Below are 22,582 nucleotides of genomic sequence, written 5' to 3'. Positions count from 1 at the left end.
CCCGGCGTTTTATTAATACCGCACACACACCGACTTAGTTTCACACCAGCCATCCAGCCAGTCGGGGCCGAAATCGCGCCCGGTGCCAGACTGCTTCATGCCGCCGAACGGCAGGTTGGCGTCTATCAGCGTGTGGCTGTTCACCCACACGGTTCCGGCCTGTAACCTGTCGGTATACGCCAGCGCTTTACTGATGTTCTGCGTCCAGACGCTGGCCGTTAAGCCATATTCAGTGTCGTTCGCCAGCTGAAGCGCCTCTTCCCCGTCGTCCACACGAACCAGGTTCACCACCGGCCCGAAGACCTCTTCACGCGTCAGGCGCAGATGATTATCCGGGTTGACCACCAGCGTTGGCGAAACGTAATAGCCTTTACCGTCTGGCCCCCGGTTCCCGGCGATCAGCTCCGCATTGTGCGCCTTCGCCTCATCCAGGAACGCCTGAACCTTATCGCAATGGGCGCGCGACACCAGCGGGTTGATAAACGCATCCGGCGACATGCCCGGCCCGACGCTCAGAGATTTCACGGCCTGTTCAAAGCCGCTGACCAGCGTGTCGAACAGCGGAGCCTCAATATAAATACGCGAGCTGGCCGCGCAGACCTGCCCCTGATTCAGGAAGCTGCCGGTCATCAGCCCTTCAATTACCCACGCCGGATCGGCGTCTTTCAGCACGATGGCCGGGTTTTTGCCGCCCAGCTCCAGCGTCACGCCCGTTAGCGTATCCGCAGCCACGCGGGCAATCTGCTTGCCCGTCGCCGTCGAACCGGTAAAGCTTACTTTGGCAATGCGCGGGTGCGAGGTTAGCGCCGCGCCACAGACGGCGCCACTACCGGTCACCACGTTGAACACGCCATCCGGGATCCCCGCCTCGCTCGCCAGTTCCGCCACCCGTAACAGGGTGAGCGGCGTGGTTTCCGAGGGTTTGATCACGATGGAGCAACCTGCCGCCAGCGCGGGCATTACTTTCCACATGCCAATCATCAGCGGGAAGTTCCACGGCACAATCCCCGCCACGACTCCCACCGGCTCTTTACGCGTCCACGCCTGATAACGCGCGCCCTGCGGCAGTGGAATCGAGAGATCGAGGGTTTTACCGGCAATTTTGGTGGTCAGCCCTGCCGTGTAGCGCATCCAGTTCAGGGTGCATCCCACCTCGAAGGCGCGGGAGATGTTAATGGATTTCCCCTGCTCCAGGGTTTCGAGCTGTGCCAGCTCTTCGCCATGCTGTTCCACCAAATCGGCAAACCGCAGCAGGATGCGTTCCCGCTCTGCCGGCAGACGCCCTGCCCAGCTTCGGGCGACAAAGGCGCGCCAGCCAGACATCACCGCACGATCGACATCATCGACGCTGGCATCGGCGGTGGAGGCAATAACCTCTCCGGTCGCCGGGTTGTAGACGTTCAGACGCTTTTCGCTGTCGGATGCCGCCTGACGCCCTTCAATCCACAGGCCGTGCTGGCGATCTAAAAACTGCTGCACGCCTGGCAGGATGGCGACGTGTGATTCGGACATAGGATACTCCTTCGTTATGCTTCGCAGGGTGTGTATGCAGTCTAAGAGGGGAATCGCATTCCTGCTTTTGTCTGTGTGACATTCGCTTTGTCAGCTGTGACAGGCTCCGCAAATCGTGATAATTCCCACTTATATCGCTGTAACCGTTGAGTGTTCTTTCCTATAGTCAGCCTCGTAGCCCTGACAAAATGCAACATAAATGCAACAATGCGAAAACAGTGACGGTGCAGCGAGAACATCAATGGCGTGTGCAAGCGAACAGGACAATTTTCAGCAGTGGCTGGCGCAAATTAACCAGGTTTGTGGGCGCTTTGCGGCACGTCCGTTAGAGGGGGCGTTTCTCGGCGAACTGGAAACCAGCTATACCCAAAGTCTGAAGCTGAGCACGGTGACCGCCGCAGGCGTTAACCTTTTTCGCACCCGTCAGGAGATCAAAAACGGCAACGACGCCTGGTTCTACACCGTGTTTCAGCTGGAAGGCAGCGCCGGAATCGAACAGGACAACCAGCGCGCGATGCTGAAAGCCGGGGATATCACGCTGATTGACGCCTCCCGCCCGTGCTCCATTTACTGGCAGGAGCGTTCCCGCCAGATTTCGCTGCTGCTCCCGCGACAAATCATTGAGCAACACGCGCGTTTTCAGGAAGTGAGGTGCGCGCTGCCCCTCTCCCGCAGTCTGCCTACCGTACAGCTGAGCTACCGACTGCTACAGGAGAGCATGGGCAATGCCGATCTCAGCGCCAGCGAAAGCGAAGCGGCGCTGGAGGCGATGGTGTGTCTGCTGCGTCCGGCCTTCCAGCAGCAACACGAGGTGCTGCCGCGCAAGGAGCGTCAGTTCCGCCACGTTCTGTCCCTGATTGATGATCATATTCAGTCAGAGGCGTTAAGACCGGAGTGGATAGCTTCAGAGAGCGGCATGTCCGTGCGGAGCTTGTACCGCATGTTTGCCGGGAAAGGGCTGGTGGTGGCGCAGTATATTAAGAACCGTCGCCTCGATTTATGCGCTCAGGCGCTGCGTTCCATCAGCGATGACGAAAAGCTGGCGGGCATTGGCTACAGCTGGGGCTTTACCGACCATAGCCATTTTTCCACCGCCTTTAAACAGCGTTTCGGGGTTTCGCCGGGCGAATACCGTAAGCGTTACCGTTAGTTACTTTTTTAGCCACTTGCCGTTAATCCCCTTCACGTATTCACCCGGCTGGGCGCGCGCCACCAGCTTTTGTCCCGCCATTTTCGCCACTTCGTCGACGGGCAAATTATTGCTGTCAGCTAACTGCTGGTAACTTTCCGTGCGTGCGGCGTTGATACGGCTCACCAGCGCCAGGGTTTCAGCGTCGTGCTGAACGGGCGCAAGATAGCCGCTCAGGGTTTCCCCTACGCGCCCCTGGACACGTGCATCGTTGAGCGTAAGCGTGGCGGCGTGAACGTTCATCCCCAGCGCCAGTAACATCAGAGCTAATCGTTTCATGGCATCCTCAGAACAGATCGCTGCGGGATTTCAGCAGGGCTTCAACGTCTTTATCCACCTTGATATGGATTTCATGCTCAATTTTCACGTTCATGTTGATAGTGATCGGCTCTTTGGGCGCCGCCACTTCAATGCGCGGCGTGCAGCCTGACAGCAGCGCGACGACGGCCACGGTGAGTACACCAGCCCTCTTTTTCATTGTTGTTCCTCACTTTCCTTGCCTGTCGAACCGCGGAGAAGGGGTATCGCCGCATGTTGCTCAAACCATGTTTGCAGATTGTCCCCAAAGCGCAGGCTGCGCCAGAGGGTAAAAATGTTCTCTTCATGGGTGTAATTCAGGTTTACGAAACTGCTTTTGCCCTCGACGCGGCTGGTGCCTTTAATGGCCGCCTGCATGGTTAACACACCCAGATTATCCACATTGAGTTTTGTCCACGACTGCGAAATTTCCATATAGCGGAGCCAGTTGATCGCCGCCCCGGCAACCACGTTGTCTTTCACAATGGCATCCGCCGTGTCCTGGTCGATGCGCAGCGTCATCGGCCCCGGGTTGGTCAGCCAGCCATCTTTAATGATCCATTTTTCATTGTCCAGCCAGAACGGCAGCGCGCCGCTCACCGGGCCGGACATGGCAAACTGCTTCGGATTCACCGCGCTTATCAGTTCGCTGGAGGAAATATTATCCACGCGTAGTAAAGCCGGATCGTGCTGCGGCATTCTCAACTGCTGCATGGTGATTTTCCCGCCGAGCGCTTCCACCTTCACGTTGGTGAGCAGGAGCGGGTTCGCTTCGGTCCAGGGATAATCGCCCTGGAGATCCGCGGTGATATTTCGGGCTGTGACCAGGTTTTTTACCTCGTCGATTCGTAACGTTACCGGCCCGCGCGTGCCCAGCGACCAGGTACCCTGGCTTAAGCGGAACGGCAGAACAAAATCAACGCCGTTGATTTCGTTATCCGGCATCCACGCGCTGCCCGCTTTCAGCACCCCGTGCCCCCCGGCCTCAAACCCCTGATCGGAGGCCGCTGAGAAAGCCACCTGTGCGTACATTTCGCCGCCGCGCAGGGTCATTTTCCAGTCTGGCGGGATCAACGGCTGGAACACCGTAAGAGACTGTTTTGGCCACCAGGCCTTACCGCGAAGGCGTTCGCCATCCCAGCGTCCATTCACCTGGACCGGGCCGATGTCGTCCGCATGCAGGTTCCCTTTAAACTGGAACACCGTCGGGTCTGTCCCGTCAACGCTGAAGGTCAAAACGGACGGCGGCAGCACGCTTCCGCCCGAGAAGCTTGTTTGCCCGGCATTGAGCGCGAGCGCGCCGCTAAAGGTGGGGTTATCCGGGTCCCGCGACCAGCGCACCGGGTGATCCAGCACCAGGCGCGGCTTGCTGACCAGCATCGTACCGTACTGCAATTTGTCGAACCCCGTGGAAAGATCGGTCAGTTCGATAACGTTGTCGCGCCACTCCCCGGTTCCCCGGACATCCCAGCGCGCGTTCATCGGCGTGAAATTCCCTTTACCCCAGTAGCGCCACTGCCACAAACCGTTGTCCGGTAAAAAGTCGTTAGCCTGGCCGTCCAGATGCAGTTCAAAATCGCCCATCTCGTTTTCATGCGCCCGCAGAATGGCTTGCAGGCGGCCGTCCACGCCCTTCTGCGTGAGCTTCACGCCTGCCAGCGGCCAGCGGATCTCATCGATATCCAGCGAGTCGATGATGCGCCCGCGCGAGCGCAATAATGCGCCGGGTTCAAACGTAAGCTGCGGATCGTAAAGGCTGCCGGTCAGCTTCGCCGGGAGTCTGGCATACAGGATCAGATCGTTTTGCTTGGCTTCCCCGCTCAGGTGCAGCGGCATAGCGCTGTTTTCCATACTGAGCGAGCCGGGACCGATATTCAGCACCGCGTTGCCCTTCCCCGCATCCCCCTGGGTCAGCACGTTGAGCCGCCCTGTGAAGGTGGCTTTCTCCAGCCCCTGCTGCCAGTTATCCACTTTCAGCCCGACGCGACCGCTCATCGGCATACCGGAGGCTGACCAGTTCCAGCGTCCGTCGCTGACGGTTAACTGCTGAGCGGTGATCTGCCACGGTAAATCGAGCAGTGGATCGGGGTTGTCCCGCGCCATGACCACCAGCTGGCCCTGATTGTCCTCCCAGTCCAGATCGGCATCGACCAGCGAGGATAACTGTGGCACGTTAAAGGTCGCGACCGTATGCCCTTTCACCGGCACGCCGTCCGGTACCAACGGCAGGGTAAATTCACCGATCAGCTTCACGGGCTGCGGCTGATCCGGCAGTTGCACATCGAACTGGCTGATGGAGAGCGTCTGGCCGCGCAACTGCCCCTTAATGCTCACCTGCTCGCCGTTATAAGTGATGTCCTGGCGGGCTGGCGTGAGTGAAGCATGCAGCTCACCCTCCCACTGCTGCCAGGGAGAAAGGGTAAAGCGGTGGATGGTCAGCCAGGTGTTGGGCAGGATGGCCTGCCACTGCGCCAGCGTTTTCGGCGCCACCGTTGAGGACGCTGACTGCGGTAATTTGCTCAGGCAGACAGAGTTAAGTTCAAGTGCGCCAATATCCAGATCCCAACGGCTGGGGTGTGACAGGGTCACGTTTTCCACGCGGGCAATTTCGCACTCTTCTACCAGATAGCGTAGATCGGGGATGATCAGGGCGTGGCGCGTGAGCCGTGGGCTTTCTTCAAACGCGATGCGCGTTCCAACAGGGAGCCAGATCCCGGCGAGCGTGGGTACCCACTGGGCGAGCGTCATCAGCAGCGTCAGCGGCACGAGTAATAGCAGCAGTAATAGCGCGATTGCGGCTTTGTATTTACCCTTCATGGGCAGTTAATATCCTGATTTTGCGAAAAAAATAAGCCGTACTTGCCGCTCATTGTCGCATGTTTAGCCAGTCAGTTGAAGGTAATGCCATTTTTAAGAGTAGATGCTCTACAATAATTCATAGAACTTATTGATTTCAATGAATTTTGAAAAATTGTAAGATAATTTTAAACATGCTAACGTGGTTCCAAAATCACTGGAGAAAGTCTTATGAAACTCGCGGTATATAGCACAAAGCAGTACGACAAAAAGTATCTGCAACATGTTAACGAGACGTACGGTTTCGATCTTGAATTTTTCGACTTTCTGCTGACAGAAAAGACGGCTAAAACCGCTCACGGCTGCGAAGGCGTGTGTATCTTCGTTAACGACGACGGTAGCCGACCGGTGCTGGAAGAGTTGAAAAAACAGGGCGTGAAATACATTGCCCTGCGCTGCGCAGGCTTTAACAACGTCGATCTCGATGCCGCCAAAGAGCTGGGTCTGAAGGTCGTTCGCGTCCCAGCCTATTCTCCGGAAGCCGTGGCTGAACATGCCGTCGGGATGATGATGTCGCTCAACCGTCGTATTCACCGTGCCTATCAGCGTACCCGTGATGCTAACTTCTCTCTGGAAGGGCTGACCGGCTTTACCATGTATGGTAAAACCGCAGGCGTGATTGGTACCGGCAAAATTGGTGTGGCCGCCCTTCGCATCCTGAAAGGATTTGGCATGCGCCTGCTGGCGTTTGATCCGTACCCTAGCGCCGCTGCGCTGGAGCTGGGCGTGGAGTATGTCGATCTGAAAACGCTCTTCTCGCAGTCTGATGTTATCTCCCTGCACTGTCCGTTGACCCCGGAAAACTATCACCTGCTTAACCAGTCGGCGTTCGACCAGATGAAAGACGGCGTGATGATCATCAATACCAGCCGCGGTGGACTGATCGACTCTCAGGCCGCTATCGAAGCGCTGAAAACGCAAAAAATTGGCGCGTTGGGTATGGATGTGTATGAGAACGAACGCGATCTGTTCTTTGAGGATAAATCTAACGACGTGATTCAGGATGACGTGTTCCGTCGCCTGTCGGCCTGCCACAACGTGTTGTTCACCGGCCACCAGGCGTTTCTGACCGCCGAAGCGCTGATTAGTATATCGGAAACCACGCTGGGGAATTTACAGCAGCTTGATAAGGGCGAAGCGTGCCCTAACGCGATCGTTTAAGACCGTCAGGCCGGGTGGCGGTAACCTCTGCCCGGCCAATAACAAGCCCATCAGAAAAATAAGCACAGGTTAACTATTAAGACGGGTAACGTTCACCGTAAATATAACAATCAAGGATATGACTGTTCCGGTGTGACCATATCAGAATGAGACTCTGATGAAGGCTGCGTGATTTGCTGCACTATCGTAACCAGTTGTTCAAAAACAGCTCTCATTTGCGTCGGGTAGGTTAAAGACAACCAGGTTGCCAGCACTGCTCCAGCCAAAAAGCCCAACTTCATACACCTTCCCTAATAAATTCAGCGAGATACAAGCTTTAACGTATGTGTGGTGCCGGGTGCCTCCCGGTGAGTCGTTGGTCAGCCACCTTGACCCGCTACTGATTGCCTAAGCTACACGTGCTGTTTAGCCCCTCCGCACAGGGGGATTCACCACGCTAGAAAAATAACACAGTGCCCCGGCTGGTTTAGGGGATATTTCGTTTAAAAATAAATAATGACCATATAAATTTAATCTATAACTGTTTTCAGGAACCCTTCTACACTTTAAGCGGATATATCAGTAATAAGATTAATATAAGTCAGTTTTATTACGTCCCTAAATGCTGGGCTATTTACTTAGCCTTCACACGTTTTTGCCATTAGCAGAGGAGTCTGAAATATGGCATTCGTAACAACGAAAGATGGTGTCAGTATTTATTACAAAGACTGGGGTCCGAAGGATGCGCAGCCGATCGTTTTCCATCACGGCTGGCCGCTGAGCGCCGATGACTGGGATAACCAGATGCTCTTTTTCCTTGCAGAAGGCTTCCGCGTCATCGCCCTCGACCGTCGTGGTCATGGTCGTTCCGATCAGGTAAGTGAAGGTCATGATATGGATCATTATGCCTCAGACGCCTCGGCCGTGGTCGAAAGCCTTGATTTGCGTAATGCAGTGCACGTCGGCCACTCCACCGGCGGGGGCCAGGTCGCCAGGTACGTTGCGAAGTACGGCCAACCTCAGGGGCGAGTGGCCAAAGCGGTACTGGTCAGCGCCGTTCCTCCGCTGATGGTAAAATCAGACGCTAACCCCGGCGGAACGCCCATTGAGGTGTTTGACGGCTTCCGCCAGGCGCTGGCCGCTAACCGCGCCCAGTTTTACCTCGACGTCGCCAGCGGTCCTTTCTATGGATTTAACCGAGACGGAGCAGAGGTTTCGCAGGGCACAATCCAGAACTGGTGGCGTCAGGGAATGATCGGTAGCGCCAAAGCCCACTATGAAGGCATTAAGGCGTTTTCAGAGACCGACCAGACGGACGATCTTAAAGCCATTACGGTTCCCGTCCTTGTGTTGCAGGGTGATGACGATCAGGTTGTCCCCTATAAAAATGCCGCCCTTCTACAGGATAAGCTGCTCGCAAACAGCGAACTCAAAATTTATCCAGGCTTCCCGCATGGGATGCATACCACGCATGCAGATACCATAAACGCCGATATACTGACATTTATTCGCTCATAAAGACGATGATTATCCATAATACAACCGGGCATCACGCCCGGTTCTCTTTTGCGGCAAGAATTGAGCGACCATTTCAGGAAGAAACGCTTACAGGAGTTTGATTTTTACTTCATACCCCTCGAGGCCCGTCATGGCCTCACGAGCGATAAACTCTATTTCAGAAACTTCCTGCCCTGTTTTTTTTCGTAACTCTGCAATTTTTTTGGCTATAAGCGCTGAAATCTCTTCCTCTGCCTTTTGTGTCAGTGCGTCAACTTTCATCTTTACCTCTTACGACCGTTAACTGTATCCATTCTCTAAATGGTTTTAACCATAACCCTTTGTAAAGCGTAGACTATCTGCGTTACGTATGCTGCATTAACCTTAAGATGAGCAGCATGATGGAGCCGTCACATTTAAACATGCATTTATGTTGCATTATTTGAACAAGCTGTTATTGTCCCAAAGCCTTAGAGCACATAAACATAAGAAAAGTTTTGACTTAAACTCGCCCCGCATCAGGGGCATTTTTTTGGCTGTCTGTAAACAAAAAACCCGCCAGAAGCGGGTTTTTGTGGTATTCGAGAAAATTATTTAAAGACTTCTGCGACGGCCTGGAAGTTAGGGCCATGCTCGCGGGCAGCGATAATGACGTAGTATTTCCCGCCCTTCTCGTCTGCCAGTTTTGAGAGTTTTTGATGAAGATCTGAAGGTGAAGAAATTTGTCCACCTGAAGCCCCTACAGATACATTACCAAGGTATTCAAGTTTGAAGTGGTGCGCTTCATCCTTGGAAATCATATCTGCCGCAGATGCGCCGAAGCTTGCTACTGTTAAAGCCAATACACTCCCTAATAGTGCTTTTTTCATATCATTCCTCCTGTTGATGAATCTATATATTTAACATTAGCACCAAATATGTAAATGATCCGTATCAATATTGTAGAAGAATTGAGCATCACGACCAGCCATCACTGACCTGAACGGCGGGTGCAGCAGTTTCATCTACTATACTGACCCTTGTAGTGAGCATTTATCTGTCCGGTTGCGCCTGAAGCAACCGAAACTTACCTGTACCATGACCATCAGGAGAACAATATGCACACGAGTAAAACCCTGAAAAGGCTGCTAGCCGTATCAGCAGTTGCAGCAATGTTCAGCACCGTTGGCGTACAAGCCCAGACGACAAGCGCCGCACAAACTCAAACTGCGGGCAAGGCTCAACCGGACGCCAGACTCAGCTCCGGCGACGAGAAAGCATTGAAGGACATGGCGCAGGCCAATATCAACGAAGTCGCCGCCGCCAGGCTCGCCCTGGACAAGGCCCAAAGCAGTGAAGTGAAAACATTCGCTCAGAAAATGGTCGACGATCACGGCGCCGCGCTGACCAAAGTCCAGACCGTTGCCCAGAAAAAGGGCGTGGAGCTGCCGACCGAACCAGACGCCGCGCATAAAGCCCTGAACTCAAGGCTGGAAAACCAGCGTGGTGACGCTTTTGACAAAATGTATATGGAATATGCTGGCGTGAAGGACCACGAGAAGGTGCTGTCGAAGCTTAAGAGCGACGCCAGTAAAATCGACGATCCGGATGTGAAGGCTCTGGCCAACGAGCACACGCCGGTCGTTGAGCAGCATCTGAAGTCCGCCGAGCAGATGTCAACCCACTCCGGCGCATCAGCCGATAAATAACGCGTCGGTAAAACGACAATTGCAAAACAAAGTGGGGCCCGCAGGCCCCACGCTTATTTCCCCTTCCTGATGAATTATTCCGGCAAGGCGTAGACCACCACCTGATCGCCCACCTGATCCTTCAGGATCGTATTCCCGCCTGCCACGAAGGCCACATACTGGCGACCTTTATATTCATAGACTGACGGGTTCGCTACTGCCGGCGCTTCTGCCTGATCGGACCACAGCTCTTCACCGCTCTCGACCGAGTAGGCACGCACTTTGGCATCCATTGAAGCACCGATGAAGATCACGCCACCCGCCGTCACTGCCGGGCCACCAATGGTAGGTGAACCCCAGCTCTCCGGCATGAAGAAGCCATACTGCTGGGAGGCGCCAACCGGACGACGCCATTTCACATCGCCCGTATGCATGTCCAGCGCCACGATTTCGCCAAACGGCGGCTGCCAGCACGGCATGCCCAGCCAGTTGCTCGCCACCAGCAGACGCATACCGTACGGGGCGCCTTCCTGTGGGGCAAAGCCGCTTTCGTTACCGGAGTCTTTGTCTGCGTTATCGTAATCTTCGCGGCTGTAGAGCTTCACGTACTGGACGATATGCGAGGTGTTGACGATGGCGATCTGTTTTTGCGGATCGAACGCCACCCCACCCCACTGTACGCCGCCAGCGCTATCAGGATAGGTTAGCGTGCCTTCGCCCTTTGTGGTCGGCGGAGTATACATTCCCTCATAGGTCAGGTTATCCCACAGACGAGAGCACTGGCCGCCACCGACGATATCCGCCAGCTTCCAGATTTCCGGTTTTTTCGACTGGTCGAGCAGCGGTGCGGGTTTGGTCGGGAACGGCTGCGTGGGCGAGAGAACTTCACCCTGAACCGAACCATCACCCTGCGGAACCGGACGTTCTTCGATTGGCCATACGTCCTCCCCCGTCAGGCGGTTAACCACGAACAGGAAACCCTGCTTGGTGGCCTGAATCAGCGCCGGGATCTGCTTGCCGTCTACGGTGATGTCCATCAGCGTCGGGGCGGAGTTAATATCGTAATCCCAGACGTCGTGGTGTACCCATTGACGGGACCAGACCACTTTACCGGTGTTGATGTCCAGCGCGGTGGTCGAGGTGCCAAGCGGAATAGCGTCCACGCGGTTGCCGCCCCAATAGTTGGGAGATGGCGATGAAACCGGGAGATAGACCAGCCCGTTGGCCTCATCGGCGGACATGTGCGTCCAGACGTTGGCGGTACCGGTACGCTTGCGGATCTCTGCCGGGATCGCCTCAAAGGTCCATTCAAGCTTACCGGTCTGGGCGTTGACTGAAAATACGGTGCCCGGAGGGGCTTCGGCATAGGCCCAGTCCTTCCCGGCCCAGCCCACCAGCAGATGGTTGCCGACAACGGTTGGCGGTTGCAGGACAGAGAGCGGATACTTCGCGTTAACGGTATTCCACTGGTTCAGATCCAACACGCCGTTATTCGCAAAGCCGCTGCAAGGTTTGCCTGAATCGGCGTCCAGCGCAAAGAGCTTGCCGTCAACGGTGCCCATATAAACCATCTTCTGGCATGCCTCTCCGCTCACCGGATTTTTGGCCTGCCAGTAGGAAACGCCGCGGTTTTTCAGCACTGGCTGGGTCAGCGCCTTGCGCGACGATTTCGTGTCATAATGCCACTTCTCTTTACCCGTCCCCGGATCCAGCGCAATCAGGCGATCGAATGGCGTGCCAATGTAGAGCGTATCGTTGGCGAAAATGGGCGTTGCGGACCAGACGGTGGCTGGCGTATCGCCTTTACCATCCGAGACGTCGCCGGTATGGAATTCCCAGACTTTCGTTAATTTCCCGACATTATCCGCCGTAATTTGGGTCAGGGGGCTGTATTTCTGCGCGTTAAGCTGGCCGTGGAAGCTGTCCCAGGTGGGCGTGCCGGGCACCAGCGGCGTCGCGGGCTGGCTGGCCGAGGCGACTTTCTTTCCGTCACCGCTGCCGGTTGAGGCATCGTCGGTGGTTTTTGTGGTTCCGGGTGCCTGCTGATCGGCGGCATCAATGTTAAGCGATTCCTGGGTCCCCTGAGAGGCCTCAGTGGCCTTATCCTGCGCCTGTAGCGCGAGCGGAGCGACCAGCAGCGCCAGCGCCGTCATGCTGACTTTTATGAAGGGATAATGCTTATCGTTGTGCACGGGCGGCTCCTCAGCTTCTGACGCGATGGTTGTAACGGGCGGAATGGCTGCTCAGCATAATCAGACCTATCAGGCCGACCACCATGGCTGCCGTTATGATGTACTGGTGCAGCAGCGCGGCGGCAAAACCAATACCCGCCAACACCACCAGGGTGACAATAATCAGGAAAACGCGCGCCCCGCGACGCGATGCCGCGCGTAGCATAACGGTCAGGATCGCCAGCACTACGCTGGCAATGACCACGCCCAGTGCGCCAATGGTGCCAGTGACGCCGGTAAGCGGCGTCCACCAGGCGTATAGCGCCACCGCGAAGGCTATTATCGCGGTCAGCAGCAGCAACATGCTACCGACCCGCGAGGATTGAGAATGCAACATACCAGGAATCCCCCTCTAAAAATGCAAAATTGACCATTATTAAGGCGTTTTCGTGGATATATGCCCCTGCTGCCCGCTGCTATTAAGGCAACGCGACGTGTGGAGCGGCGGCATATTTCACTAAACGTAACTGAGTATAGAAGAGGATTTTTTTATGGGGCGTTTAATAGCAGGCATACGACGCCTTGTGCCCCTTCGCCACCATAAAGATAGCGTTATGTTACAAGACAGTTCGAAAGCTACGAGCAGGTTACGTGATTGTCTATATCCTGTTTTTTAATTTGAGGCATGACGGGATAATTCTCCGCCCAATAAAATAATTAAATAAGTCCCCCTTCAATATGATGGCGCCTTATGGTACTTAATAAAACAGGGTTTTTATTTTTTAATTAACAGACGTGCAGGCAGGGAAAGTCAGTCGTTATTTGTTCGTTAATTTAACAAATCCCCTTCTTAATTAACCGCCTGTTAAAGCATCGTCAAAGAATAACGATAGTTATTGGAGGCATACACATAAGGTTTACGGTATGCGAAATCAAACCCCTCCCACCCGTGGTGTAATGGCGCAGCAACGACTACAGGCAGATAAAAACTAAATAAGTCGTCGCTCCTCTAACAACGCGGTAAATATGATGAATAAAGCCACCACTCTCTCAGCTAATATTACAACACGCTCTAACTGGCACTGGCAGGATAACATCTGGACGCTGGGCCTCTACGGTACAGCCGTCGGGGCGGGAACGCTGTTCCTGCCCGTGGAAATCGGCACCCGTGGTCCGGTTATTTTCCTGGTCATGCTCCTGCTGGGGCTGCCGTTATCCCTGATCCCCCATTTACTCCTCTGTCGCGTGTATATGCGTGAGGAAAAGACTGAAAACGGCACGTTGCCGATCTTCGGCTCCTTCTTCAGCGGACGGGGTGAAAAGCTGATCACCCTGTTCTATTGTGTGACCTTCTTCCCGGTAACCCTGGTTTACGGGGTGGCGCTGATTAATGCGCTGAGTAATTTACTGGTGGAGCATCTGCATATTACCGCCCTCAGCCGTGGGCCATTGTCGTTTATCGTGGTTGCCGCACTTTATGTGGTGCTTAGCAAGGGCCGGGACAGAGTCGTGGCCATTATGAGCGCGCTGGCGCTGCCGTTCGCGGCATCTGTACTGCTGATCGCCGTATCACTTATCCCGGGATGGCATCTGTCTAACCTGACCGATACGGCCGCTGAAATGAACGCCACGCCGCTGCCGGTAACGCTGAAAAATATCTGGCTGACGCTGCCGCTTATTACCTTCTCGTTTTGCTGTGCGCCTATGGTCTCCCCGCTGACCTCTTACTACCGGGAGAGGAAAGCGGAGGGCGAGAAAAAGGCACTGTTCGTGATCCGCATCGCCTATTTAGCCATCTTCGCCAGTATCCTCTTTTTCGTGCTGAGCTGCGTGCTGGGGATCCCGCATGACAACTTTGTACGGGCGAAGGCGGAAAACCTGAATGTGCTGTCCGTGATGAAAGGAAACGGTGATTTCAGCCTGATTTACCACATTGCCCCGCTCATCGCTATCATCGGTATGACGAAATCCTTTCTCGGCGTAGGCCTGTCGGTCGCACAAACGTTTGGTCAGCTGGCTGCCAGCGTATCCGGCAAAAAGGCCAGCGCCAGCAAGCGGCTGGCCTCTCTGGCGCTGTTCCTGCTGACCTATGGCATTGTTTATGCCAATCCGGATGTGCTCAGCCTGATTGAAATGTTCTGCGGACCACTGATCGCGGTGATCCTGTTCCTTATCCCTGCGTACCTCATATACACCCGCCCCTCGCTGGCGGAGCTTCGCGGCGTGACGGGGTTTCTGGTTGTTCTGGGCGGACTGGCAACGCTGTCTGCATTGCTCTGGACAATGCTTTAGCCTGAACGCCGTTTGACTGTACCCATATACAGTAGTATTTTACGTTCAGGCTGAATCACATGCGTAATATCCATAAGGTAAACAATCATGTTTGTGGAACTGGTTTATGACAAGCGAAACGTACAGGGGCTGGAGGGAGCCAGGGAAATCATCCTGGCCGAGCTGACTAAACGCGTGCACCGGATTTTTCCTGATGCCAGCGTGACGGTTAAGCCAATGCAAGCGAACGGCCTGAACAGCGACGCCAGCAAAAGCGACCGTGAAAAGCTCAACCGCATGCTCGAGGAAATGTTCGAAGAGTCGGATATGTGGTTGATACAAGAGTAACCGGGCGCAAAGCCCGGTTCTGTTTTCAACTAACAATACCCCTGTGTATTCAGGCCGCGATTTTCCAGCATCGGTTCAATCTCAGAAGCATGCCCGCGCGACTTTTTCTCCCTGCCCTATACTTTCAGTCTGACTGACTGGAGGTTTCTATGTGTGGACGTTTTGCACAAGCCCAAACCCGTGAAGAATATCTGGCTTACCTGGCAGACGAAGGCGAACGCGATATCGCATATGACCCTGAACCCATTGGCCGCTACAACGTTGCGCCCGGTACCAAAGTGCTGCTGTTAAGCGAACGTGACGAACAACTGCACCTCGATCCGGTATTCTGGGGCTACGCGCCTGGATGGTGGGACAAAGCACCACTGATTAACGCGCGTGTAGAAACCGCAGCCACCAGCAGAATGTTTAAACCTCTTTGGCAGCATGGCCGGGCGATCTGCTTTGCCGATGGGTGGTTCGAATGGAAAAAGGAAGGCGACAAGAAACAGCCGTATTTTATTCATCGGGCCGACGGGCAGCCGATATTCATGGCGGCGATCGGCAGTACGCCGTTTGAGCGCGGCGATGAAGCCGAGGGATTTCTCATAGTGACCTCTGCTGCGGATAAAGGCCTCATTGATATACACGATCGACGGCCGCTGGTTCTGTCGCCAGAAGCAGCAAGAGAATGGATGCGACAGGATGTTGGCGGGAAAAAAGCGGAAGAGATCATTGCCGACGGTACAGTACCCGCCGACGAGTTTATTTGGCATGCTGTAACTCGCGCCGTGGGGAACGTGAAGAATCAGGGGGCGGAGTTAATCGAGGTGGCTCATAAAATGGAAAAATAAGCTGCATACCCATTATGACCAGGAAGCGATGCCGCTCGGCGTTAATCCTGGAGAACCGTTCATTCCCTTTCTTCAATCCAGTTCACAAGCTCCGCAAACTGAGTTTCTGAAAATACCGCAATACCATGCTCAGAGAGTAATGACGCTGCCACTCCCATACCCGATTTACGCTGATTACTGAAAGAACCGTTGTAGATAAACTGAGTTCCGCACGTTGGACTACCATCAGTTAACAAAGCAGCAGTACATCCTGCTTCTTGTGCTGCTCGCAGAGCCAGCCAGGCTGCAAGTTGATAATGCCCGGTAACATCTGTTCCGGTGTTTTCAATTATTCTGGCTTGTCCACGCATTACGTCTTTACCCTCAGCAGACATAATCTCAGCGGGTGGTCTCGGAACAGGTAGCCCCGCAGCCAACTCAGGGCAGTGGATCACCAGGCGCTGCTCCTGTTGCCAGCGAGCAAGTTGATGAGTCATCTGCGCTTTCTCTTTCCCGTTATAACGGACTTTAAGGCCCATCAGGCAGGCACTGACCAGTATTTTATTTATCATTATTTAATAGTATTAAGATCCAAAACGCCTACGATTTTAACACCTTAACCCTTCTCATGAATTAAAGAATTTGACGTGGCAGCGTCTTTAGCTGGTACATAGCTGACGCTATGATCGGTGCCCTGTCCCGTGGAACTTTTTGAATAATGCCGGGTGATAATACGAAGGTGGCTGTCCTGTGACACGGCGGAACATCGTTGCGAAGGATGATGCATTATCGTATCCAAGAGTCAAGGCTACTTCATTTACGGGTTTTCCCGTTATCAACAATGCCAGCGCGCTAACCACGCATGCTCGTTGGCGCCAGACAGAAAATGACATGCCCATTTGCGTAAGGAAATGGCGACGAAAGGTGCTGTCGCTCATGAACAGCGCATTTGCCCAGCGCTCTGCTGGATCATGGATTGAGGGATTGAGTAAAAACGCCTGACAAAGAGCCAGTAGGGCCGGATGTTGCGGCAGCGGAATATCGAATTCGCGAACCGGCATAGCCGCCAGCTCCAATATCATCAGATTTATCAGTGCACGGTCACGCGTGCTTTCATACAGTGGCGGTAAATCCACTGACTCAAGCAATAGCTGACGTAATAATGGCGATACGCTAATAACTTCACAACGAGGATATTTTAAGAAGGCATTCACGAAATCTGGTTCTATATACAGACTGCGAGTAGTCACGCCAACAAATTTGACGGCGTGCATAGTTTCGGGTGGGATCCAAACAGCATGTTGTGGAGGAACAATCCACTCTCCATCCTGGGTTATGACATGCATTAATCCGGTCGCGCCATATAGCAGCTGCGCGCGGCGATGTTTGTGCTGTGGCAGCATAAATCCCTGCACATAGTCATTGCCTATCGCTACCACTTCACGATCTAGCTGCTCGACCTCTTCAATCTTTACGTTGCGCACACCCGTCTCCTTATGACCGATTTACAAAGGTAATTGAGCGCGGCGCTAATGGGAAGCAGGACGCTACCGGTATAAGCTGCGAAATCATTTTCAGGTCGAGGGTATGATTTTGAATGATATCGCAATCATTGCGTTGGCAGGCTTTACTACCGGTATTACCACCGTGCTTTTTGGCTTTGGCGGCGGCTTTGTCGTAGTACCATTCGTTTATCAACTAATGCTACGGCAGACCGAACTGGCACTAAACGCCATGCATATCGCGGTTGCTACCTCTACATCGGTGATGATATTTAACGCGGGCTGGGTCACCTATCGAAACTGGCGAGCTTGCGAGCTTTCATCGCAAATGTTATTCCCGTTACTATGGTTTATAGCCATTGGGGCTATCGTGGGTTCCTGTCTGGCAGGAATATTTAGTGAGAGTGTTGTTCGCGCGCTGTTCATTTTCTACATGCTGGCAACAATCAGCGATTGTTTGTTGCGTAAGGGTTTTCTCGGAGGAAGTTCTCTGCGTCGCTTGTCATTTCCTGTAGTAACGGGCGGCGGAGTGACCATTGGTATGATAGCCGCATTGCTTGGCGTGGGCGGAAGCGTAATGACGGTACCCCTGTTACGGCGCCATGGTTATGCGATGCGTGAATGCATTAGTGCTTCTAATCCGCTTTCCCTGCCCGTCGCGCTATGTGGTGCCGTGACGTATGCAGTTATGGGCTGGCAAACTATTCCTGTGAATGGATTTCTCGGTTTTATCAACCTGAAAATTTTAGGTATGTTGGTACTAACAGGCTGGGCAGGAATAGTTTTTAGCCGTCGGGTTATACCTGCTGTACCTGATATTTGGCACGCACGAATCTATGTCATGCTGCTGTTCCTGGTGTTACTGGCGATGCTATTTCAGTAACCCTCTTTTATCGCAGCGACTAATGGCCCGTAATTATACCTGTCTCAATGTACCTTTCAGACACAAAGCGGACCAAAGCGTACAAAAAACCGGGCCTCGCGCCCGGTTCTGTTTAAACACTAAAAAAGCCTTACGCACTCAATCCGCGATTCTCCAGCATCGGTTCGATCTTCGGATCGTGCCCGCGCCAGTTCCGGTAAAGTTCAGCTAGATCAGTGCTGTTGCCGCGGGACAAAATCGCCTCGCGGAATGTCTGTCCGTTTTCGCGGGTCAAACCACCCTGCTCGACAAACCACTGATAGCCATCGTCCGCCAGCATTTGCGTCCACAGGTAAGCGTAATACCCCGCCGCGTACCCGCCGCCGAAGATATGGGCGAAATAGCTGCTGCGATAGCGCGGCGGTACGGCTGGAAGATCCAACCCCTCTTTTTTCAACGCGGCGGCTTCAAAGGCTTCCACGTCTTCAATGGGCTCCTGAATGCCGTGCCAGTTCATATCCAGCAGCGCGGCGCTCAATAGCTCCGTCATGTCATAACCCTTGTTAAACTGGGTCGCATTGAGCATTTTTTCCCGCAGCGCATCCGGCATCGGTTCGCCGGTTTGATAATGACGAGCAAAGTGCGCAAACACCTGCGGATGGCTGGCCCAGTGTTCATTGATCTGCGACGGAAATTCAACGAAATCACGCGGCGTGTTGGTGCCTGAAAGCGTGGCATAGCGCTGGCTGGCAAACAGACCATGCAGGGTATGGCCAAACTCGTGGAACAGGGTAATCACATCATCCCAGGAGATCAGCGCGGTTTGCCCGTTCGCCGGTTTTTGATAGTTGCAGACGTTATAAATCACCGGACGCGCAGCAAACTCGTAAGACTGCTCAACAAAATTCCCCATCCACGCACCGCCCGCTTTGGAATCACGCGCGAAAAAGTCGCCATAGAACAGCGCCATGCCTTCACCCGTATGGTCGAAAATCTCCCACACGCGAACATCCGGGTGATAAACCGGAATATCGAAACGCTCGACAAAACGGATACCGAACAGCTGCGTGGCGGTCCAGAATACACCATCTTCAAGCACGGTATTGAGCGCGAAATAGGGTTTGATCTGCGACTCATCCAGCGCGTATTTCGCTGAGCGCACGCGTTCGGCATAAAACGCCCAGTCCCAGGCCAGCACCGTAAAACCGCCCTGCTCGTCGTCGATGACTTTCTGAATATCCGCCTGCTCCAGCGCAGCCCTGCCGCGCGCCGCAGGCACTATTCCGCGCATGAATTCGAGCGCGGCTTCCGGCGTTTTCGCCATTTGATCGGCAATGCTCCAGCTCGCATAGTTGTCAAAGCCGAGCAGCTGCGCCTGTCTTGCCCGTAACGCGGTAAGCCGACGGATCAGCTCGCGCGTATCGTTTTCGTCGCCTTTCTGAGTGCGTTCCCAGCCCGCGCTGAACAACTTTTTACGGGTCTCGCGCAACGCCAGCGCCGCCAGCGCGGGCTGTTGCGTGGTATTCAAAAGCGGGATCAGCCAGCGCTCCTTCAGCCCTTTTTCTGCGGCAGCGTGAGCCGCGGCAGCCATCTCCTCCGCACTGAGCCCGTCAAGCTGGCGAACATCGTCCACCACCAGCCCTCCCGCCTTATTCGCCGCGAGCAGGCGCTGGTTGAACTGGCTGGTCAGGGTGGCGGCTTCGGTATTCAGAGATTTCAGCTCGGCTTTTTCATCGGCGTTCAGACGCGCGCCCGCAAGAACAAAGTGCTGATACGTCTCCTCCGTCAGTCGGCGGGATTCGGCATCCAGCGCCTCGCGATCCTGCCAGACGGCTTCCACGCGGGCGAAAAGCGTATCGTTTAGCCAGATATCGTTCGCCAGCCCGGCCAGTTCGGTGGAGAACTGCTCGTCCAGTGCCTGAAGATAATCGTTGGTGTGTGCGGACGTCATGGCGAAGAATACGCTGCTCACGCGCGACAGCATGGCCCCGCTTTTTTCAAGCGCCAGCACGGTGTTATCGAAGTCCGGCGCGGCGCGCTGCGCGATAATCGCGTCAATGTCTGCACGCTTCAGGCGCATTGCTTCATCAAACGCCGGGCGGTAATGGCTGTCGTTGATCGCATCAAAACGTGGCGCCTGATAAGGCAACAGGCTAATTTCAAAAAAAGGATTGTTGACCGACATCGTTTACTCCTGAGCACGGTATTTCTCCCCAGAGTAGGCCAGCCTGCGCCAGCCTGCAATGGCGTCATACAAATGTTGCCTTAACGACGTGCCGGAGAGCGTGCTATGTTAGTACAACACAAAAAGCGTTGAGGAACAGTGAGATGATTATTTTAGTTACCGGGGCGACAGCGGGTTTTGGTGAAAGCATCACGCGTCGCTTCGTCGCCAACGGACACAAAGTGATTGCAACGGGGCGTCGTCAGGAGCGTTTGCAGGAGCTAAAAGACGAGCTGGGTGACAGCATTCTGACCGCACAGCTGGACGTCCGCAACCGCGCCGCCATTGAAGAGATGATTGCCAACCTGCCTGCCGAATGGCGTGAAATTGACGTGCTGGTCAATAACGCTGGCCTGGCGCTGGGTATGGAACCTGCCCACAAAGCCAGCCTGGAAGACTGGGAGAACATGATCGACACCAACAACAAAGGCCTGGTGTACATGACCCGCGCCGTGCTGCCGGGCATGGTTGAACGTAACCGTGGTCATATCATTAACATCGGTTCCACCGCCGGAAGCTGGCCTTACGCGGGCGGCAACGTCTATGGCGCGACCAAAGCCTTTGTCCGCCAGTTCAGTCTGAACCTGCGCACCGACCTGCACGGAACCGCGATCCGCGTGACCGATGTTGAGCCGGGTCTGGTAGGCGGAACCGAATTCTCCAACGTGCGTTTCAAAGGCGATGACGCGAAAGCGGATAAAACCTATGAAAACGCGAATGCGCTGACGCCGGAAGATATCACCGAAACCGTCTGGTGGGTCGCGAATTTGCCGAAGCATGTCAACATCAACACGGTTGAGATGATGCCCGTCAGCCAGACCTATGCCGGACTCAGCGTGCATCGCGGGTAATTCACCCTTCCCGGCCTGCGGGCCGGGTATGTGATGGCAGGGAAAAGAATGGTAGTATGTTCAAGTTAACTCTCTGAGAAATCACAACCCATGGCCGCTGAATCGCAACTTAATCCTACCCAGCCCGTTAATCAGCAAATATATCGCATCTTACGCCGTGATATTGTTCGCTGCCTGATCCCACCAGGAACGCCACTCTCAGAAAAAGAGGTTTCGGTACGTTTTGACGTTTCCCGTCAGCCCGTGCGCGAGGCGTTTATTAAACTCGCAGAAAACGGCCTTATTCAGATCCGCCCACAGCGCGGCAGCTATGTAAATAAAATTTCGCTTTCGCAGGTACGGAATGGCTGTTTTGTTCGCCAGGCCATCGAGTGCGCCGTGGTGCGTCGCGCCGCGTCGCTCATCAACGATAACCAGTGCTACCTGCTGGAGCAAAACCTGCATCAGCAACGAATCGCCATCGACCGCAAACAGTTAAACGACTTTTTCCAGCTGGACGACGAGTTTCACCAGAAACTGGCGCAGATCGCCGAGTGCCAGCTCGCGTGGGATACCGTTGAAAACATCAAAGCGACCATCGACCGCGTGCGCTACATGAGCCTCGACCATGTTTCTCCGCCAGAGATGTTGCTGCGCCAGCATCATGATATTTTCAGCGCGCTGGAAAAACGCGACGTGGAAGCCGTAGATAAAGCGATGACGCTTCACCTTCAGGAAATTAGTGAGTCAGTTCAGTTAATTCGTCAGGAAAACCGCGAGTGGTTCAGCGAAGAATAAAACCTCGCCGCCCCCTTTCGGTTGCGGCGAAGTAATTAGCGGACCACTAACACCGGAATAATGGCGTAGCGCAGGATAGTTTCAGCATTTGAACCCAGCAGATGGGTTGTCATGCTCGGATTTCTTGATCCAATAACAATAACGTCATATTTCCCCTCTTTGCTGAGCTTGATGATTTCATCGCGTACGTTGCCGAAGCGAACTTCACAATCAATATTTTCCGGGGACATATCAAAGAGCCGTTTCAGCGCCTTCATCTTCTTATCAGACTCGGCGGTCATATACTCTTCGAACTTCTTAATATCGGCATTGAACCCCCGCAGTAATGAACGGCTGCTGTTAGGGAGAATGTTGACCAGGGTGATCGTCGCGCCTTCCGCCTTCGCGAGGTTGACCGCATGGCGTACCGCTTTATCGCTCAAATCCATCTCAAACACGTCAACAGGCATCAAAATTTTCTTATACATAAGCCTGACTCCTTTTCCGATGAAGGGTTATTTTCTGTCTCCAGAATGACATTGTGGATATAAACAAAGCCTAAACACTTGCATCCGGAAACTATCAATTAAGGAAAATAACTGTCCGCTTTGTAAAGTGGTGTCCTGA

The 22,582-nt window shown here is 54.1% G+C and carries 22 protein-coding genes; 10 read left to right on the top strand and 12 right to left on the bottom strand.

The features are described 5' to 3' along the window. Positions 1–12: 12 nt before the first annotated feature. The gene (locus L384_RS05730; RefSeq protein ID WP_022651146.1) at positions 13–1,512 is read right to left on the bottom strand and encodes an aldehyde dehydrogenase family protein; all 1,500 of its coding nucleotides are present in this window, start codon (positions 1,510–1,512) and stop codon (positions 13–15) included. 241 nt (positions 1,513–1,753) lie between these two features. On the opposite strand from L384_RS05730, the gene feaR reads away from it, so the two are divergent. Beyond that, positions 1,754–2,662, top strand: coding sequence for a transcriptional regulator FeaR (gene feaR, locus L384_RS05735; RefSeq protein ID WP_023314084.1), 909 nt, complete (start codon positions 1,754–1,756; stop codon positions 2,660–2,662). On the opposite strand, the gene L384_RS05740 is transcribed toward feaR, so the two are convergent. Genes L384_RS05740 through L384_RS05750 form a run of 3 tightly spaced genes read right to left on the bottom strand, consistent with a single transcriptional unit; the run spans position 2,663 to position 5,815 of the window. Continuing rightward, complete coding sequence (locus tag L384_RS05740; RefSeq protein ID WP_023324590.1) at positions 2,663–2,980, bottom strand: YdbL family probable chaperone protein; 318 nt, start codon at positions 2,978–2,980, stop codon at positions 2,663–2,665. It abuts the gene before it with no gap. A gap of 7 nt (positions 2,981–2,987) precedes the next feature. After that, positions 2,988–3,179, bottom strand: a complete 192-nt coding sequence (locus L384_RS05745) for a YnbE family lipoprotein (RefSeq protein ID WP_003857369.1) — start codon at positions 3,177–3,179, stop codon at positions 2,988–2,990. After that, positions 3,176–5,815: a YdbH family protein gene (locus L384_RS05750; protein WP_023324589.1), complete on the bottom strand. Its 2,640-nt coding sequence runs from the start codon at positions 5,813–5,815 to the stop codon at positions 3,176–3,178. The genes L384_RS05745 and L384_RS05750 overlap by 4 nt, the downstream gene beginning before the upstream one ends. Positions 5,816–6,025: 210 nt before the next feature. Between L384_RS05750 and L384_RS05755 the strand changes: the two genes are divergently transcribed. Together L384_RS05755 and L384_RS05760 are read left to right on the top strand one after the other, a co-directional pair. After that, a complete protein-coding gene (locus L384_RS05755) occupies positions 6,026–7,015 on the top strand; it encodes a 2-hydroxyacid dehydrogenase (RefSeq protein WP_003857375.1) in 990 nt (329 codons plus the stop codon). 660 nt (positions 7,016–7,675) lie between these two features. Next, complete coding sequence (locus L384_RS05760; protein ID WP_023324588.1) at positions 7,676–8,512, top strand: alpha/beta fold hydrolase; 837 nt, start codon at positions 7,676–7,678, stop codon at positions 8,510–8,512. Positions 8,513–8,599: 87 nt separating this feature from the next. Here L384_RS05760 and L384_RS22090 read toward each other — a convergent pair whose 3' ends face one another. Both L384_RS22090 and L384_RS05770 read right to left on the bottom strand, forming a co-directional pair. Next, positions 8,600–8,773: a GnsA/GnsB family addiction module toxin gene (locus L384_RS22090; protein ID WP_003857379.1), complete on the bottom strand. Its 174-nt coding sequence runs from the start codon at positions 8,771–8,773 to the stop codon at positions 8,600–8,602. A gap of 308 nt (positions 8,774–9,081) precedes the next feature. Next, positions 9,082–9,360 (bottom strand): YdgH/BhsA/McbA family protein, encoded by a 279-nt coding sequence (locus L384_RS05770; protein ID WP_003857380.1) that lies wholly within the window; start codon positions 9,358–9,360, stop codon positions 9,082–9,084. Positions 9,361–9,588: 228 nt separating this feature from the next. Between L384_RS05770 and L384_RS05775 the strand changes: the two genes are divergently transcribed. Then, the gene (locus L384_RS05775; RefSeq protein WP_003857383.1) at positions 9,589–10,179 is read left to right on the top strand and encodes a DUF4142 domain-containing protein; all 591 of its coding nucleotides are present in this window, start codon (positions 9,589–9,591) and stop codon (positions 10,177–10,179) included. Between the two features lie 74 nt (positions 10,180–10,253). Here L384_RS05775 and L384_RS05780 read toward each other — a convergent pair whose 3' ends face one another. Beyond that, positions 10,254–12,350 (bottom strand): pyrroloquinoline quinone-dependent dehydrogenase, encoded by a 2,097-nt coding sequence (locus L384_RS05780; RefSeq protein WP_023314079.1) that lies wholly within the window; start codon positions 12,348–12,350, stop codon positions 10,254–10,256. 10 nt (positions 12,351–12,360) lie between these two features. Continuing rightward, a complete protein-coding gene (locus L384_RS05785) occupies positions 12,361–12,726 on the bottom strand; it encodes a hypothetical protein (RefSeq protein ID WP_022651139.1) in 366 nt (121 codons plus the stop codon). Positions 12,727–13,358: 632 nt separating this feature from the next. On the opposite strand from L384_RS05785, the gene L384_RS05790 reads away from it, so the two are divergent. The 3 genes from L384_RS05790 (at position 13,359) to L384_RS05800 (ending at position 15,781) form a co-directional block, all read left to right on the top strand. Then, positions 13,359–14,621 (top strand): amino acid permease, encoded by a 1,263-nt coding sequence (locus L384_RS05790; protein ID WP_080394436.1) that lies wholly within the window; start codon positions 13,359–13,361, stop codon positions 14,619–14,621. Between the two features lie 87 nt (positions 14,622–14,708). Further along, positions 14,709–14,948 (top strand): DinI family protein, encoded by a 240-nt coding sequence (locus tag L384_RS05795; protein ID WP_003857390.1) that lies wholly within the window; start codon positions 14,709–14,711, stop codon positions 14,946–14,948. A gap of 149 nt (positions 14,949–15,097) precedes the next feature. Continuing rightward, positions 15,098–15,781: an SOS response-associated peptidase gene (locus L384_RS05800; protein ID WP_023324586.1), complete on the top strand. Its 684-nt coding sequence runs from the start codon at positions 15,098–15,100 to the stop codon at positions 15,779–15,781. A 59-nt stretch (positions 15,782–15,840) separates the two neighbouring features. On the opposite strand, the gene L384_RS05805 is transcribed toward L384_RS05800, so the two are convergent. Both L384_RS05805 and L384_RS05810 read right to left on the bottom strand, forming a co-directional pair. Continuing rightward, positions 15,841–16,332 (bottom strand): 2-thiouracil desulfurase family protein, encoded by a 492-nt coding sequence (locus tag L384_RS05805; RefSeq protein WP_003857394.1) that lies wholly within the window; start codon positions 16,330–16,332, stop codon positions 15,841–15,843. A gap of 108 nt (positions 16,333–16,440) precedes the next feature. After that, positions 16,441–17,244, bottom strand: coding sequence for an AraC family transcriptional regulator (locus L384_RS05810; RefSeq protein WP_023324585.1), 804 nt, complete (start codon positions 17,242–17,244; stop codon positions 16,441–16,443). Between the two features lie 109 nt (positions 17,245–17,353). Here L384_RS05810 and L384_RS05815 point away from each other — a divergent pair, with 109 nt between their 5' ends. Then, complete coding sequence (locus L384_RS05815; RefSeq protein ID WP_032628384.1) at positions 17,354–18,145, top strand: sulfite exporter TauE/SafE family protein; 792 nt, start codon at positions 17,354–17,356, stop codon at positions 18,143–18,145. Between the two features lie 130 nt (positions 18,146–18,275). On the opposite strand, the gene dcp is transcribed toward L384_RS05815, so the two are convergent. Further along, entirely contained in the window at positions 18,276–20,309 is a 2,034-nt protein-coding gene (dcp, locus tag L384_RS05820) for a peptidyl-dipeptidase Dcp (RefSeq protein ID WP_023324583.1), read from the bottom strand. Between the two features lie 143 nt (positions 20,310–20,452). On the opposite strand from dcp, the gene ydfG reads away from it, so the two are divergent. Further along, the gene (gene ydfG, locus L384_RS05825; protein WP_023324582.1) at positions 20,453–21,199 is read left to right on the top strand and encodes a bifunctional NADP-dependent 3-hydroxy acid dehydrogenase/3-hydroxypropionate dehydrogenase YdfG; all 747 of its coding nucleotides are present in this window, start codon (positions 20,453–20,455) and stop codon (positions 21,197–21,199) included. A gap of 90 nt (positions 21,200–21,289) precedes the next feature. Next, positions 21,290–21,976, top strand: coding sequence for a GntR family transcriptional regulator (locus L384_RS05830; protein WP_003857403.1), 687 nt, complete (start codon positions 21,290–21,292; stop codon positions 21,974–21,976). 35 nt (positions 21,977–22,011) lie between these two features. Here the strand turns inward: L384_RS05830 and L384_RS05835 are convergent, their stop codons facing one another. Then, the gene (locus tag L384_RS05835; protein ID WP_023324581.1) at positions 22,012–22,443 is read right to left on the bottom strand and encodes a universal stress protein; all 432 of its coding nucleotides are present in this window, start codon (positions 22,441–22,443) and stop codon (positions 22,012–22,014) included. Between the last annotated feature and the right edge of the window lie 139 nt (positions 22,444–22,582).

The sequence above is a fragment of the Enterobacter sp. MGH 38 genome (genome assembly GCF_000492855.1).
GTDB classification, from domain to species: domain Bacteria; phylum Pseudomonadota; class Gammaproteobacteria; order Enterobacterales; family Enterobacteriaceae; genus Enterobacter; species Enterobacter hormaechei_C.
Note: the sequence above shows the minus strand (reverse complement) of the source record. Positions and strands in the feature narration are given on the sequence as shown.

What these genes read in the sequence shown, in the direction of transcription:
- L384_RS05800 (WP_023324586.1), top strand. Translation starts at nt 15,098, where the DNA reads ATGTGTGGACGTTTTGCACAAGCCCAAACCCGTGAAGAATATCTGGCT.
- L384_RS05755 (WP_003857375.1), top strand. Translation starts at nt 6,026, where the DNA reads ATGAAACTCGCGGTATATAGCACAAAGCAGTACGACAAAAAGTATCTG.
- L384_RS05795 (WP_003857390.1), top strand. Translation starts at nt 14,709, where the DNA reads ATGTTTGTGGAACTGGTTTATGACAAGCGAAACGTACAGGGGCTGGAG.
- L384_RS05830 (WP_003857403.1), top strand. Translation starts at nt 21,290, where the DNA reads ATGGCCGCTGAATCGCAACTTAATCCTACCCAGCCCGTTAATCAGCAA.
- L384_RS22090 (WP_003857379.1), bottom strand. Translation starts at nt 8,773, where the DNA reads ATGAAAGTTGACGCACTGACACAAAAGGCAGAGGAAGAGATTTCAGCG.
- L384_RS05740 (WP_023324590.1), bottom strand. Translation starts at nt 2,980, where the DNA reads ATGAAACGATTAGCTCTGATGTTACTGGCGCTGGGGATGAACGTTCAC.
- L384_RS05775 (WP_003857383.1), top strand. Translation starts at nt 9,589, where the DNA reads ATGCACACGAGTAAAACCCTGAAAAGGCTGCTAGCCGTATCAGCAGTT.
- L384_RS05760 (WP_023324588.1), top strand. Translation starts at nt 7,676, where the DNA reads ATGGCATTCGTAACAACGAAAGATGGTGTCAGTATTTATTACAAAGAC.
- feaR (WP_023314084.1), top strand. Translation starts at nt 1,754, where the DNA reads ATGGCGTGTGCAAGCGAACAGGACAATTTTCAGCAGTGGCTGGCGCAA.
- dcp (WP_023324583.1), bottom strand. Translation starts at nt 20,309, where the DNA reads ATGTCGGTCAACAATCCTTTTTTTGAAATTAGCCTGTTGCCTTATCAG.
- L384_RS05730 (WP_022651146.1), bottom strand. Translation starts at nt 1,512, where the DNA reads ATGTCCGAATCACACGTCGCCATCCTGCCAGGCGTGCAGCAGTTTTTA.
- L384_RS05750 (WP_023324589.1), bottom strand. Translation starts at nt 5,815, where the DNA reads ATGAAGGGTAAATACAAAGCCGCAATCGCGCTATTACTGCTGCTATTA.
- L384_RS05745 (WP_003857369.1), bottom strand. Translation starts at nt 3,179, where the DNA reads ATGAAAAAGAGGGCTGGTGTACTCACCGTGGCCGTCGTCGCGCTGCTG.
- L384_RS05805 (WP_003857394.1), bottom strand. Translation starts at nt 16,332, where the DNA reads ATGATAAATAAAATACTGGTCAGTGCCTGCCTGATGGGCCTTAAAGTC.
- L384_RS05770 (WP_003857380.1), bottom strand. Translation starts at nt 9,360, where the DNA reads ATGAAAAAAGCACTATTAGGGAGTGTATTGGCTTTAACAGTAGCAAGC.
- L384_RS05790 (WP_080394436.1), top strand. Translation starts at nt 13,359, where the DNA reads ATGAATAAAGCCACCACTCTCTCAGCTAATATTACAACACGCTCTAAC.
- ydfG (WP_023324582.1), top strand. Translation starts at nt 20,453, where the DNA reads ATGATTATTTTAGTTACCGGGGCGACAGCGGGTTTTGGTGAAAGCATC.
- L384_RS05785 (WP_022651139.1), bottom strand. Translation starts at nt 12,726, where the DNA reads ATGTTGCATTCTCAATCCTCGCGGGTCGGTAGCATGTTGCTGCTGCTG.
- L384_RS05835 (WP_023324581.1), bottom strand. Translation starts at nt 22,443, where the DNA reads ATGTATAAGAAAATTTTGATGCCTGTTGACGTGTTTGAGATGGATTTG.